This is a genomic window from Moorena sp. (assembly GCF_982860115.1).
Genome location: NZ_CEYLVT010000216.1, coordinates 1 through 12714, shown reverse-complemented (window position 1 = coordinate 12714; position 12714 = coordinate 1). Strand labels below are relative to the sequence as shown.

At 42.1% G+C, this 12714-nt stretch carries 12 protein-coding genes; 11 read left to right on the top strand and 1 reads right to left on the bottom strand.

Annotated features, from left to right (window positions below):
* Positions 1-191 precede the first annotated feature (191 nt).
* Together AC4II3_RS26390 and AC4II3_RS26385 are read left to right on the top strand one after the other, a co-directional pair.
* Positions 192-854 carry a TVP38/TMEM64 family protein gene (locus tag AC4II3_RS26390; protein WP_488013469.1) on the top strand — a complete coding sequence of 221 codons (663 nt, stop codon included), beginning with the start codon at positions 192-194 and terminating at the stop codon, positions 852-854.
* 991 nt (positions 855-1845) lie between these two features.
* Positions 1846-2574, top strand: a complete 729-nt coding sequence (locus tag AC4II3_RS26385) for a hypothetical protein (RefSeq protein ID WP_488013471.1) — start codon at positions 1846-1848, stop codon at positions 2572-2574.
* 201 nt (positions 2575-2775) lie between these two features.
* On the opposite strand, the gene AC4II3_RS26380 is transcribed toward AC4II3_RS26385, so the two are convergent.
* Entirely contained in the window at positions 2776-4596 is a 1821-nt protein-coding gene (locus AC4II3_RS26380) for an intein-containing RctB family protein (protein WP_488013473.1), read from the bottom strand.
* A gap of 334 nt (positions 4597-4930) precedes the next feature.
* Here AC4II3_RS26380 and petN point away from each other — a divergent pair, with 334 nt between their 5' ends.
* The 9 genes from petN to AC4II3_RS26335 all read left to right on the top strand — a co-directional run.
* A complete protein-coding gene (gene petN / locus AC4II3_RS26375; RefSeq protein ID WP_010871354.1) occupies positions 4931-5020 on the top strand; it encodes a cytochrome b6-f complex subunit PetN in 90 nt (29 codons plus the stop codon).
* Positions 5021-5027: 7 nt separating this feature from the next.
* On the top strand, positions 5028-5156 hold the full coding sequence (locus AC4II3_RS26370; protein WP_293084475.1) for a hypothetical protein: 129 nt from the start codon (positions 5028-5030) through the stop codon (positions 5154-5156).
* 202 nt (positions 5157-5358) lie between these two features.
* Positions 5359-6180 (top strand): sulfurtransferase, encoded by an 822-nt coding sequence (locus AC4II3_RS26365; RefSeq protein ID WP_488013477.1) that lies wholly within the window; start codon positions 5359-5361, stop codon positions 6178-6180.
* A gap of 470 nt (positions 6181-6650) precedes the next feature.
* Complete coding sequence (locus AC4II3_RS26360) at positions 6651-7169, top strand: LabA-like NYN domain-containing protein (RefSeq protein WP_071102932.1); 519 nt, start codon at positions 6651-6653, stop codon at positions 7167-7169.
* An 88-nt stretch (positions 7170-7257) separates the two neighbouring features.
* Positions 7258-8883: a 2-isopropylmalate synthase gene (locus tag AC4II3_RS26355; protein WP_488013479.1), complete on the top strand. Its 1626-nt coding sequence runs from the start codon at positions 7258-7260 to the stop codon at positions 8881-8883.
* 179 nt (positions 8884-9062) lie between these two features.
* Positions 9063-9593, top strand: a complete 531-nt coding sequence (locus tag AC4II3_RS26350) for a gamma-glutamylcyclotransferase family protein (protein WP_488013481.1) — start codon at positions 9063-9065, stop codon at positions 9591-9593.
* A gap of 320 nt (positions 9594-9913) precedes the next feature.
* On the top strand, positions 9914-10147 hold the full coding sequence (locus AC4II3_RS26345; RefSeq protein WP_488013483.1) for a hypothetical protein: 234 nt from the start codon (positions 9914-9916) through the stop codon (positions 10145-10147).
* Between the two features lie 744 nt (positions 10148-10891).
* Positions 10892-12247 carry an AAA-like domain-containing protein gene (locus AC4II3_RS26340; protein ID WP_490722934.1) on the top strand — a complete coding sequence of 452 codons (1356 nt, stop codon included), beginning with the start codon at positions 10892-10894 and terminating at the stop codon, positions 12245-12247.
* On the top strand, positions 12240-12714 hold a 475-nt coding region (locus AC4II3_RS26335), incomplete at its 3' end, for an AAA-like domain-containing protein (RefSeq protein WP_490722933.1). The genes AC4II3_RS26340 and AC4II3_RS26335, both read left to right, overlap by 8 nt.

Here is a 12714-nt window from a genome sequence, read left to right as displayed (position 1 = left end):
CGGTTAAATCAGGTTTCGGAGCGATTGTTATCCAATGGCTCACTCCAAATTCCCTTCTATTTTCCCCACCCCCCACACCCCACACCCCATACCCTGTCTAGTTTAATGCCTTGTTGTCACCCCCTCAGCGAGTATTGCCTAAGTCCTGACCCTAAGTCCTGACAATTTAAGGTGATTAAGGTAGACGATTGATGAGATTGAACAGATTACTCAAAAGACGAAGCCTTTGGTTAGCGATCGCGCTATTTATTTTGGTCCTATTGTGTTACTCGACTCCTGTAAGAGCCTTATTTAACCAGAGGTTCCTAGTGCAACAGTTGCAAGAATTAGGCCATTGGGCAATCTGTTTATTTATCCTGGTTTATGCTCTAGCAACGGTTTTAGGAATTCCTGGCACAGTACTGACTATCGCTGGTGGCACAGTGTTTGGTTTAGTTTGGGGTACCTTCTGGTCTGTTATCGGAGCAACTTTAGGTGCATTGGGAGCATTTTGGGTAGCGCGTTATCTATTGCGAGATTGGGTTGAATACAAGTTCAGGCATCATAAAGCGTTGGTCAGCTTCAATCAAGCAGTGATGGAAACACCCCTGATGTTTGTCTTAGCAGTACGCTTTGCGCCCATTTCTCCGTTTAATGTAGTGAATTTCCTGTTTGGTCTAACCCCGATTGGCTCGGTAGAGTATACCCTTGGCACTTTCTTTGGGATTATTCCTGGTACCCTCGCTTATACTTGGCTGGGAGTAACTGGGGGGGAAGCTTTGCAAGGAGGCGATCGCTTACCATTTTTCCTAGCACTCAGTTTCCTAGGTATACTGTCTGCCTTGCCACTGTTGGCAAAGCGAAAAAAGAAATAGTCTTCTTGTTGGCCATTCTCCTGTCCCATTCTCCTCATTTTCCCATTTTTCCCATCGTCCCTATCTCCCCTATCAATCCCAGGAAGTAGCATGGCAAGAAAGCAAGGTGGTATGAGTGGGTCAATAGGGGAAAAAATTTTCTGATCAACTACCCCGACTTCCTAGGCTTTTCCTGAAGGGTATCCGTAAGACAAGTAAAGAAGAAAACAGGGATTTACGGGAATCTGTTAAATTTGTTAAGATGAAGGGTGTAACCCCTCATCTTTTCCCTGTCTTGATGCAAAGCGCGAGTGGGGTTTCCCCATGAGCGACTGCATCGCTGAGGTAAGGGGAAAAGGAAGGTTCTGTCAGTAGTTCCTTTTAACTTAAACTTTACTAGTTAAAGTTTTTACCTTATTTTTTTTAACGTTAAGTTTTCACAAGTCCGGTGATACCGAAGGTGAGTGCTTGCCATTCGTTTTGTATAGCAAGACACTTAAGGTGCGCGCCTCCTAGGGCGCGAGCAATCCCTCGCGGTCTTGGGTCGCACCTCAAGGTGTTCTTCACCAACTGTTTTTCACCAAAATTTCACATTTTGGGTAAGAACTACTATACAATACTAGGGTTAGCCTTCCCAAGTTTTTCACAATGTGCCATTAAACTTCGTGATTAACTTCAAAAACATCTTAACTAAATACTAATTTTCTATGCATATTGATAGAGAGAAGTGTCTGTTAATAGGTCATAGGTAGTAGGTAATAAGTAATAGGTAATTGCGATATACAAGTGTTGTTTAAGAGCAGCAATAGTATGATACTCAATTGGACATTGGAAATTCCCAATTATCAGTTACCGATGATATATACCCGAATAACTATCTCTATCTGACCTTAGATATAGGTGTAAAAATTAGGTTTAAGGTTAAGTGGGGTAACGCTTCCAGAATCGTTTTTACCCCTAGCTCTATTGATAATCAAATATCCACCCTTGGCGACTTTGAGCTTGGCAGGAAATGACTAAAGAACAGTATTCTAAAAATTGGTTCAATGGACAATCGTTCATTATTACTTTTTGCCTGTTACCTTCTCTAGTAATTATCGTAGGAGTAATCAGTCTGTTAATGGAAAACAACAATTTTCGATTAACGGATTCATCAAAAACTATTGTTAATCCAATAGAATCAATAATTAGTTGGTTCAAGGATACGTCAAAGCCAAAAAAATCCTTATCAAGTGTTGCTAAAACTAGTTCTGAACAACTAGTAGATAAAGCGTCAATGATCAATCAACTCATGCTTCCTATTATAACTGAATATGAAGAAAATGGACTAGGTATAGGTATAGACAAAATAAAGCCTGGTTTTGAGGCCATTGGGTTTACCTTTAACCAGGGAGAAACTATTCATAATCAAATTAATTTGATAGGCAACAATACGGGAGGTACAGTATTAATTAATATTCTGGGAAATGTTAACAATATAACTCAAGCCTCGATCGCCACTAAAATTCCCTATAAATACTCTAATGAAAGCCAAGCTGCTTTACTTTTAGGATTATTCATTAGGGTAGTATCACCGGAATGGGAAAATGGTATGGCTTGGATTAACTATGGGTTAAAAGAACTTAGTGAAAACCAGAAAAATTTATTAATCACAGAGCAAAAAAACTATCAGATTCACTTAAGGGTTGACCGGAAGGTAGATTTGGTAATTCTAACCATAAAATCCCGCTCTAAATCCTAAGGGAATAGTAACCTGTAATGGGACCAAACTACAACAGATCTGTTGAATTGCGTAATAAACCTTCACCACAATGGCTGATGTCTGTAGATATCTATTTTTTTGGTAGATTAAAACAGGAAAAAGGCAACAGAAACGTTTATGCTTCTGTTGCCTTTTTCTTAATGGTTAACAGTTAATGATTCGATTCAGTTTTGAAAGTTTTCAACCCTTAACACAAACAACCTGTTTCAGAGTTGCCACTACCTCAACTAGATCTGACTGATTAGCCATCACTTGATCAATTGGCTTATAAGCACCTGGGATTTCATCGATAACGTCCTTATCTTTACGGCACTCAACACCTTTAGTTTGCTCAACTAAATCATCAACGGTGAACTGCTTCTTTGCTTTGGTGCGAGACATCAAACGACCAGCACCATGAGCACAGCTGCAGTAGCTGTCATGATTGCCTTTACCTTTAACAATGAAAGACTTTGCCCCCATGGAACCAGGGATGATACCATAGTCGTCGGTACGAGCTCGCACTGCTCCTTTTCGAGTGACATAAACCTCTTCGGAGAAATGCATTTCTTTCTCGGCATAGTTGTGATGGCAGTTAACTGACAACAAGGGCTTGAAGGACTTACCACCAACCAGATGTTTCTCAACAATTCGCTTGAAGCGAGCCATCATGATATCACGATTGTAACGGGCATAGTTTTGCGCCCATTGCAAATCCCGCCAGTAGGCAGAAAATTCAGGGGTTCCTGCGACAAAGTATGCTAAATCTCGGTCAGGAAGGTTAGTATGTGCCAGCTTTGCTAATTCTTTAGCGGTATTAATGTGGCACTTAGCTAGCTGATTACCAATATGCCGTGAACCGGAGTGTAGCATCAGCCACACTTGGTTTTCGGTATCAAGACACAATTCAATGAAATGATTGCCACCACCAAGGGAACCCAGCTGTTTCATGGATTTTCCATCTAGCCGTTGCACACCTGGATGAAGCTCCTTAAAGTCACGCCAGCCTTGCCAGTTTACTACTGCTTTTTCGATATCTTTGTTTTCATTAAAGCCAACGGGAATAGCTGCTTCAATGTCCAAGCGAATCTTCTTGAACTTGCCCTCCAATTGCTCTGCTACAAAAGGGGTTTTAATGGCAGACATGCCACAGTTGTGAACAAACACACCAGCGGTCAGGGCAAAGTTGTGATACTCTGGCACGGTTAGGCAGTAGACATCTTGTCTTTCCTGAAGTGGTAAGATATTGACGACTTTGTGATTTGCCCCCCCTACCAGATTTGAGCTTGGATGCTCGGCAGGATCAACGTTATGGTGATCAATTACTGTTCTGTAACCTGGAAAAGATGGTACTGTTCCTAACAATTGAGATTCTAAGAATTCAGAGGTAGGGATATCAGAGGCAGGGATATCAGAGGAAGAGATAATCCCATCTGCCTTTTGCCATCTTCCAGAATAGGGTTGCTGAATTAAGGTGTAACCATCTTTATCGGTTTGGGAGTAGAAAGGCATCAAAGATGTCCCCGGTTTGAGGTCACGGGCTTCGAGGTAACTGCCATCCCTGAGCATGAATCGATGATCGGGAGTACATTTAATTTCTTGTGAGTTGTCAAGAACGACCTTTAAGAGTACTTGGTTACGGCGGGTTAATTTGGCTGTAGCCTTAGCCGCGACAATTCTTCCTGTTTGTGTGCAGGAGTAAACAATAATTTCGCGCTGACTGCTGGCTAGTGCTTCGATGGTGTAAGATTTGCCATTAACCAAGGGAACGAGGGTATCACCTGTAAAACAACCAATATCTACCCCAACAGCTGCTGGCAGGATGGCATCTTTCGTGGCAATTACAGAGCCAACTAATGAGCCTTTACCTAGGTGAACGTCTGGCATTAATGCGACGTGCTTAAACACAAATGGCAGAGATGCCACATTTTTAGCCATTTGGGTTTCCTGAGCAGCTAGGGAGTGATTGGCCCAAGACAACACCGGTTTTGGGGTGGACAGGTCTAGTTTTTCGTAAGGCATAACAATAATTATCTTTCTTTTATATTACATATATAATACACTAACACTACAATATTGTCCATAAGGTCAAATCTCAGGATCAGGTGATCATCACAAGTTTTCTTGAAGCAATCTGTGGACAGTTTAGTAACTGTCACACTATCCCCCTGTGCAGGTAAAATACTCTGGACCTGAAAGCTAGCCAGACTCTGGATAATCAGCTTTGGTCAAAGACGGGGGGGCTAACCCTATAACTAGATAATTCCCAAAGGAATTCCACTTCTGCAGGAGGTGGCGGTGTCAAATTGAATTATTATAAGATTTGGAGTTATTGAGTAATTTTTTATATATTGCTATGGATATTCTGACACTAGGCTGGGTTTCTGTACTGGTTTTGTTTACTTGGTCAATCTCAATGGTTGTCTGGGGTCGTAACGGATTTTAACAGTATCGTGGAAAATCCCGTAATCACTATGTTGTTCTTTGCTGCCGCTGGATTATTAGTGGTGGTAAGCGGAGGAATCATATATCTAACTGCTGCTGAGTGGCGCGATCGCCGCCGCCAAAAGCGGGAGAAATAGGGATGAAAATCTGACAGCGGATGGCTGGGGGTTTTCATCCCTCTCAAGGAAGCACTACCAACTTATATCTCAACAACATAAGCAAACGTTAATTAATTTTATTTGAACGGAGTCCTAGGAGGCTAAATCGTTGGACTCACTTGATATCGCTAAAGCTTATTCGTCCTAAATCAATACTAAAATTTATAATCCGTGATGTCACATGACGGAACATGCTTTTATAGTTTCTGCTCAGTATCTGAATGAGCATCTTGATAGTCCCGACATCGTAGTTGTCGATTGCCGTTTTGCTCTATCTGATCCAAACCTGGGGTATGAACAGTATAAAGTTAGCCATATCCCCGGTGCTCACTATCTCGATTTGAATAAAGACCTTTCGCGACCAGTAGAGCGTCATGGTGGGCGTCATCCTTTGCCTGAACCTGGGAAGTTAGCCCAGAAATTAGCAGGGATTGGTGTTAATTTCCGAAAAACCCTAGTGATTGCCTATGATGATTCCCGTTTTGCGTTTGCATCCCGCTTGTGGTGGCTGCTGCGCTACTTGGGACACGACCAAGTGGGTTTGCTGGATGGGGGTTGGAAAGGATGGCATTCCCAAGGGTATCCAGTAACTGATCAAGAGCCTACCACAAAACCAGGAATATTTGTAGAGCAGTTGCGCTCTGATTGGGTGGTGGATATTAATAGTGTGAAAGTACGTAAAGATTTGCCAGAGGTGGCGTTGGTAGATTCTAGGGAAAGCGATCGCTATTTAGGTAAACGAGAACCGATTGACCCTGTTGCCGGTCACATTCCCGGTGCCATCAACCACCCTTGGCATGGTGTGACGGACACCAATGGTTATTTGCAACCATTAGCATCCCAAAAACAGCGCTGGACTGAGCTGGAGAACAAACAAGAAATTCTGGTTTATTGTGGTTCTGGTGTAACCGCTTGTGTCAATCTCTTCTCCCTAGCATTGGCAGGAATTAACACTGGCAAGCTCTATGCTGGGAGTTGGAGTGACTGGTGCTCTTATCTATAATTTTACCCACCGGTTGAAGCTGAAAGCTTTGAGGAACTGTGGCACTACTCAAAGCAAGTAACAGGTTGTGCAAAAGCTTGCCAGTCCCGTTAAACTACCACTACTTTGATACCTCTGATTGTTTCGATCTGAGTTGGTACCCTTCTCCCTAGGACTTAACTGAAGCGGTGCGACAAGGCGCGAGGTTACCAACTCCTAGGTCGCCGCTCTGGGAACGCGATAAGAACGCGCACCGAGACAGATGAGGGAAAATTTGGCATCCTATCCTCAAAATCCGGAAATTATCCTGCTATTGCTTACTCAATCCCATTGGTAAGTACAGATAAGTCATCACTATCAGCAGTAATCAAATCACTAATTACCACTAACTAGTTAAGTCTTAGCAGTACTTACTAATTTACTATCTAAAAACTGCTAGAATGAAAAGTTATATTAAAGATTATATAGAAAATTGTTAGGTTTAAGTAAATATGCATTGTCCACTGAAACGTATGTCTATTTTTGTAGACGGCAATAATATGTTTTACGCCCAACAAAAGAATGGGTGGTTTTTTGATCCTAGGCGGGTTTTAGACTACTTTAAAAACGAGCCTGGTATTACTCTAGTTAATGCATTTTGGTACACCGGACTTAAGGATCCTCAGGACCAGCGGGGGTTTCGAGATGCTCTAATTAGTCTAGGATACACGGTTCGTACTAAAATTTTAAAGGAATATTATGATGATAACTCGGGTCGCTATTCACAAAAGGCTAATTTAGATATAGAAATTGTTGTGGATATGTTTAATACAGTGGAACAGTATGACCGAGTAATCTTGTTTAGTGGAGATGGAGATTTTGAAAGAGCAATTGAATTACTGCGTTCTAAAAATACCCATATTACGGTGGTTTCCACAGAAGGGATGATTGCTAGGGAACTGAGGAATGCCACTGACCGTTATATTGATTTAAATGATGTCCGTGATCAAATAGAAAAAATTGATTCATAGTTATAATTATAAATGAAGCAAACTCTCGGTCTAGTTGTCTGACCACCGTTCTCTTCAAATCACTGACTATCAACCAATCGAGTTAGTTATGAACCAGCAACCTCAATCAGAGCGCATTATCATTTTTGACACTACCCTTCGGGATGGGGAACAATCTCCTGGAGCAACCCTCAATGTGGATGAGAAGCTGATTATTGCTCACCAACTGGCACGATTGAGAGTAGATGTGATTGAAGCAGGCTTTCCCTACGCTAGTCCTGGGGATTTTGAGGCGGTGCAAAAAATTGCTGAAGCTGTGGGCATAGAATCTGGACCAACTATTTGTGGTCTAGCACGGGCAAGTCGTGATGATATCAAGGCGGCAGGGAATGCCCTCAAACCGGCAGCTAATGCCCGTATTCACACTTTCATTGCTACTTCGGATATTCATCTGGAGTACAAACTGAAGAAGACTAGAAAGGAAGTGTTAGAGATTGCTCCAGAAATGGTGGCTTATGCGAAGTCTTTTGTGGATGATGTGGAATTTTCCCCGGAGGATGCAGGGCGCAGCGATCCCGAGTATCTCTACGAAGTCCTAGAACGGGTAATTGATGCGGGGGCTACTACGGTTAATATTCCTGATACTGTAGGTTACACTACCCCAAGCGAATTTGGTGGCTTGATTCGTGGCATTAAGGAAAATGTTCCCAATATTGACCGGGCAATTATTTCTGTTCATGGTCATAATGATTTAGGTCTGGCAGTGGCTAATTTCCTGGAAGCAGTGAAAAATGGAGCCAGGCAACTGGAATGCACGATTAATGGTATTGGAGAACGGGCTGGTAATGCGGCTTTGGAAGAGTTGGTAATGGCATTACATGTCCGCCGTCAGTATTTCAATCCTTTCTTCGGACGCCCCCCAGAGTCGAAGGAACCCCTAAGCACTATTGATACTCGTCAGATTTACAAGACATCCCGTCTGGTTTCGAGTCTTACGGGGATGTTGGTGCAGCCGAATAAGGCGATCGTGGGCTCCAATGCTTTTGCTCATGAGTCTGGTATTCACCAGGATGGGGTCCTTAAGCACAAGCTGACCTATGAAATCATGGATGCCGAATCGATTGGGTTAAAGGAAAATCAGATTGTACTGGGTAAACTATCGGGTCGCAATGCTTTCCGTTCTCGCCTCAAGGAGTTGGGCTATGAGTTGTCCGACAATGACTTGAATAAGGCATTTGTTCGCTTCAAAGAGGTGGCAGATAAGAAGAAGGAGATTACGGATTGGGATTTAGAAGCCATTGTTAATGATGAAATTTACCAGGCACCGGAAGTGTTTCACTTAGAGTTGGTGCAGGTTTCCTGTGGGGATCATGCTAATCCTACGGCTACGATTACCCTGCGAACACCTACGGGTGAAGAACTTAGTGATGCTGCTATTGGTACTGGTCCGGTGGATGCGGTGTATAAGGCTATTAATCGGGTGGTGAATGTGCCTAATGAACTGATTGAGTTTTCGGTGCAATCGGTAACAGCAGGCATTGATGCTCTTGGGGAAGTGACTATTCGTTTGCGGCACGATCAACGGGTCTATTCGGGTTATGCGGCGAATACGGATATTATTGTGGCTTCAGCACAGGCGTATGTTAATGCGGTGAACCGATTGTATTCAGCTATGCAGAACGGTAAGTTGAGTAATGATCCTGAGTTATCGATAGGATCACGAGCAGGGGTCTGATATCAAATTGTTATGGAATCAATACAATCCTTATTTAAAGTTTAAACCTCTGCGTATTTTGCATTTCAATAATTCTCCCACTGACTGAAACGGTGGGATTTTTTTTGGCTGAAACGTTTTTGGTAAAATTAGGTTTTATTTGCCAAGGTCTAGGTCTAAGTTAGGAAATAGTATTGCGTATGTCAGCTGCCCAGCTAAACACTCACAAAAAACACCAACTTGACACAGAGTCAGGGTTTTACTATTTTGCTTATGGCTCTTGTATGTGTCCAGTAGATTTAAAGCGATCGCTTGGGGAAGATACCCATAATTTTGTGATTGGTACTGCTACTCTCAAGGATTATCATATTGGTTTTTACAGCAAATCTCCAAGTCGTAATTGTGGCACGCTAGATGTGGTGAAAACTCCTGGCTCAAGGGTTGAAGGAGTGTTGTATCATTTACCTTGGCGGGTGAGTGAAGCTTTGGATCTGCGGGAAGGTGTGCCTCACAGTATCTACCGACAGGAAATGGTAAATGTCCACTGTCAACATAAGTTGTATCATGGCGTTCGGACTTATGTGGTGGTGAATAAGTTAGACCGGGAAATGGCTCCTAATGATTGGTATTTCGATGTGGTACTCCGGGGTGCTATTACCTGCGGGCTATCTGAAGAATATTGCTGGAAGTTGTTTAATCATATGCACCAGTTGCAACGAAACGCGAGCTGAGGATTGCTAGCAAAGGGAACAGGGAATAGGGAACAGGGAATAGGGAATAGGGAACAGAAAAAACCAATTTAAATGCGCATCACCTTACAGCGGTTTGCAATGTACCTAATTGAATTGCAAACCGCTGTTTGATATTTATTTTAATCAAAAAATAGACAAATAAAAAAATATTTATATTCCCAATATTTCCACCATTCATAAACTCCTAACACTCTTCACACTTGCCATATTTCATAAGAAAAAAAAATTCTAAATCCCTTGACAACTTATTAATTTATAAATATATTAATAGTATGAGCCATTTACAAGAGTCACGATTCATGACCAAGAACATTCCACCTAACTCCGATGACAAAAACACCCCAGAAAACTCTGGTCGCAAACCTAAGAAAGTCAAACTTATCTTGACCGGTTCTCCTGAAAAAGTTTGGAAGACAATTATTGCCCTTTATGGCCTTAAATACGCCTATCCCAACGAGTGGAGCACTCCGGAACCTACGGGGAAGCCTGATGAGATTATGACTTTTTTGATTCGCTATTTTTACGTAGACTAGGATAGTAATTTGCCAGGGTTTTGACCCCCTGGCGACCATGAGTGAAACTTGTTTTGTGGAGGTTAGTTTACTGAGTTAGGATGTTGTTGTTTTGAATCAGTTGCTGAGGTAAATGGTCACTGATCAGTGATCAGCCGTCAGCCGTCAGCCGTCAGCTTTGTGGCACAGGCTTCTAGCCTGTGACCTAACCCATAAGCTGATAGCTGATAAGCTGATGGCTGATACGCTAAGATTTAATTGTAGTGGTTTATATATTAGAATTCGGTCAAGCATTGGTTAACCAAACTTTGACCGATTTTTTTTTATTAGTATGTGTTGCGTAGGGTGCGTTAGGGGCGGGCTAGACCTGATTTTCCGCCTCTTTCTGGTTGAACAGTCCGCCCGATTGTAACGGGCAAGATGCCCATTCCACCCACCGAGTCAAATAGCAAAAATGAGATGCATTCAGTGTGGAAAAAACTTCAGGTTACTTCATGGCACTTCATGTGGGTGAAGCTCTAATAAGATATTTGTGATTATTTTTTCACAGATAAACAAACTTTGTGAAACTATTGTCTCAATCTCGCTCAACTAATGAATAATACTCTAAAATAATCATAGGACAACCTAAGGGGTGCATCTCATTTTTGCTGTTTGACACGGTGGTGCGTTACGGGCAGCAACATAACTCTGGCGGTTGAAACGGAAAATGATCGCCCCCCTAACGCACCCTACCCCTTAAATTCCCATTAGCAGCGATCGCCTATGATTAGTAAAGAAGCCTTCGAGCAAAAATTCAAGACCATGCCCTGGAGAAGACGACAAGTGTTGGAGGCGGTGGTTGGTGGCAATACAGATGAAGCAATCAGAGACAAGGTGCTAAAGGTCAATGATCCATCTACCGTAAGAAAGCATATTTCTAATTTATATAAAGATTTTGATCTTGAAGCTAATGGTTATAATTGTCGTTGTGAGTTAGTTGAAATCGTTAATACCTATAAGCCGGAGTTAGTGGCTGAGCAAGTATTAAACGAGTGCAACTTATCGCTTCGACCTAGAGCAACTCAAGAGATATATATTGAGCGCCCACCTGTTGAGGATCGTTGTTATCAGGAAATTGTTAAACCGGGAGCGTTAATTCGGATTAAAGCACCGAAACGGATGGGCAAAACCTTACTGATTCAGCAGATTATCAGTCATAGTAAACAACAGGGTTATGCTCAGGTTTATTTAAATATGAATGAGCTACCTTTCACTAACTTAGATGATTTTTTACAATCGTTTTGTGTGCGAGTGTCTGATAACTTAGGATTGCCAGATCAGTTAGACAGTTATTGGAAAAAGCGTTTACCGAGCAAGGTAAACTGCAAACGATACTTAGAGCAGTATTTATTAACGTCTTTAGAGAGTCCAGTAGTTTTGTGTTTGGATGAAGTAGAGCGAATCTTTTCTCATCAAGAGATTGCTAAAGGGTTTTTGACGTTGCTGCGTAGTTGGCATGAAGATGCTAAGAGTAAGGAGATTTGGAAAAAACTACGGTTAATTGTGGTTTATGCCACGGAAGTTTACGTTAATTTACCTATAGAACAGTCGCCGTTTAATGTCGGATTACCTATAGAATTACTAGAGTTTACTGAGCAGCAGGTTACGAGCTTTGCCCAGGCTTATGGCTTGAATTTGTCTGGGGATTCAGTAACGCAACTGATGGCAATGGTGGGGGGAAATCCTTATTTATTGTCCCAAGCCTTTGATCATCTCAAGAATCACCAAGCAGTAGAGAAAACACTGGATACCCTTTTGGCTAATGCCCCCACAGAAGCCGGAATTTATGGCAGTCATTTGTACTTACTGTTAACTAGTATTCAAGAGCATACCGAATTGCTGGACGCTATTAAATTATTAGTTAGTACAACCAAACCCGTGCGCCTGGATGCTACTATCACTCGCAAGTTGGAAAGTATGGGATTGGTGCAACGCCATGGCAATGATTGTAGTTTGATATCTAATTTGTATCGTCTGTATTTTAGCGATCGCATTTTAGGGAATCGGGAATCGGGAATCGGGAATCGGGAATCGGGAATCGGGAATCGGGAGTCGGGAGTCGGGAGCAACAATGACTAATCAACACTCAACAATCTACAAAGTAGGAGGTAGTTTACCTCAGGATGAACCTACTTATGTCACTCGACAAGCGGATGATGAGCTTTATCAGGCATTGATGGCTGGGGAGTTTTGTTATGTGCTGAATTCCCGACAGATGGGTAAGTCGAGTTTACGGGTAAGAACGATAAAACGTTTGAAAGAAGAGGGATTTGCTTGCGCGTCTATTGATCTGACAGTGATTGGTAAAGAAGACATCACGGTGTCGATGTGGTATGAAAGTTTGATTACCTTATTGATAGATGATTTTGAGCTTTCTGGAACATTTGATGAGGAAGCTTGGTTAGAGGAGCGTGCTCAAATTTCCCCGGTGTTGTGCTTAAGTAAGTTTATTGAGCAGATCGTGTTAACTAGTATTCCGGGGAAAATTGTGATTTTTCTGGATGAAATTGATAGTATTATTAAAGTTAAGTTTAAAGATGATTTCT

What these genes read in the sequence shown, in the direction of transcription:
- AC4II3_RS26390 (WP_488013469.1), top strand. Translation starts at nt 192, where the DNA reads ATGAGATTGAACAGATTACTCAAAAGACGAAGCCTTTGGTTAGCGATC.
- AC4II3_RS26385 (WP_488013471.1), top strand. Translation starts at nt 1,846, where the DNA reads ATGACTAAAGAACAGTATTCTAAAAATTGGTTCAATGGACAATCGTTC.
- AC4II3_RS26380 (WP_488013473.1), bottom strand. Translation starts at nt 4,596, where the DNA reads ATGCCTTACGAAAAACTAGACCTGTCCACCCCAAAACCGGTGTTGTCT.
- petN (WP_010871354.1), top strand. Translation starts at nt 4,931, where the DNA reads ATGGATATTCTGACACTAGGCTGGGTTTCTGTACTGGTTTTGTTTACT.
- AC4II3_RS26365 (WP_488013477.1), top strand. Translation starts at nt 5,359, where the DNA reads ATGACGGAACATGCTTTTATAGTTTCTGCTCAGTATCTGAATGAGCAT.
- AC4II3_RS26360 (WP_071102932.1), top strand. Translation starts at nt 6,651, where the DNA reads ATGCATTGTCCACTGAAACGTATGTCTATTTTTGTAGACGGCAATAAT.
- AC4II3_RS26355 (WP_488013479.1), top strand. Translation starts at nt 7,258, where the DNA reads ATGAACCAGCAACCTCAATCAGAGCGCATTATCATTTTTGACACTACC.
- AC4II3_RS26350 (WP_488013481.1), top strand. Translation starts at nt 9,063, where the DNA reads ATGTCAGCTGCCCAGCTAAACACTCACAAAAAACACCAACTTGACACA.
- AC4II3_RS26345 (WP_488013483.1), top strand. Translation starts at nt 9,914, where the DNA reads ATGACCAAGAACATTCCACCTAACTCCGATGACAAAAACACCCCAGAA.
- AC4II3_RS26340 (WP_490722934.1), top strand. Translation starts at nt 10,892, where the DNA reads ATGATTAGTAAAGAAGCCTTCGAGCAAAAATTCAAGACCATGCCCTGG.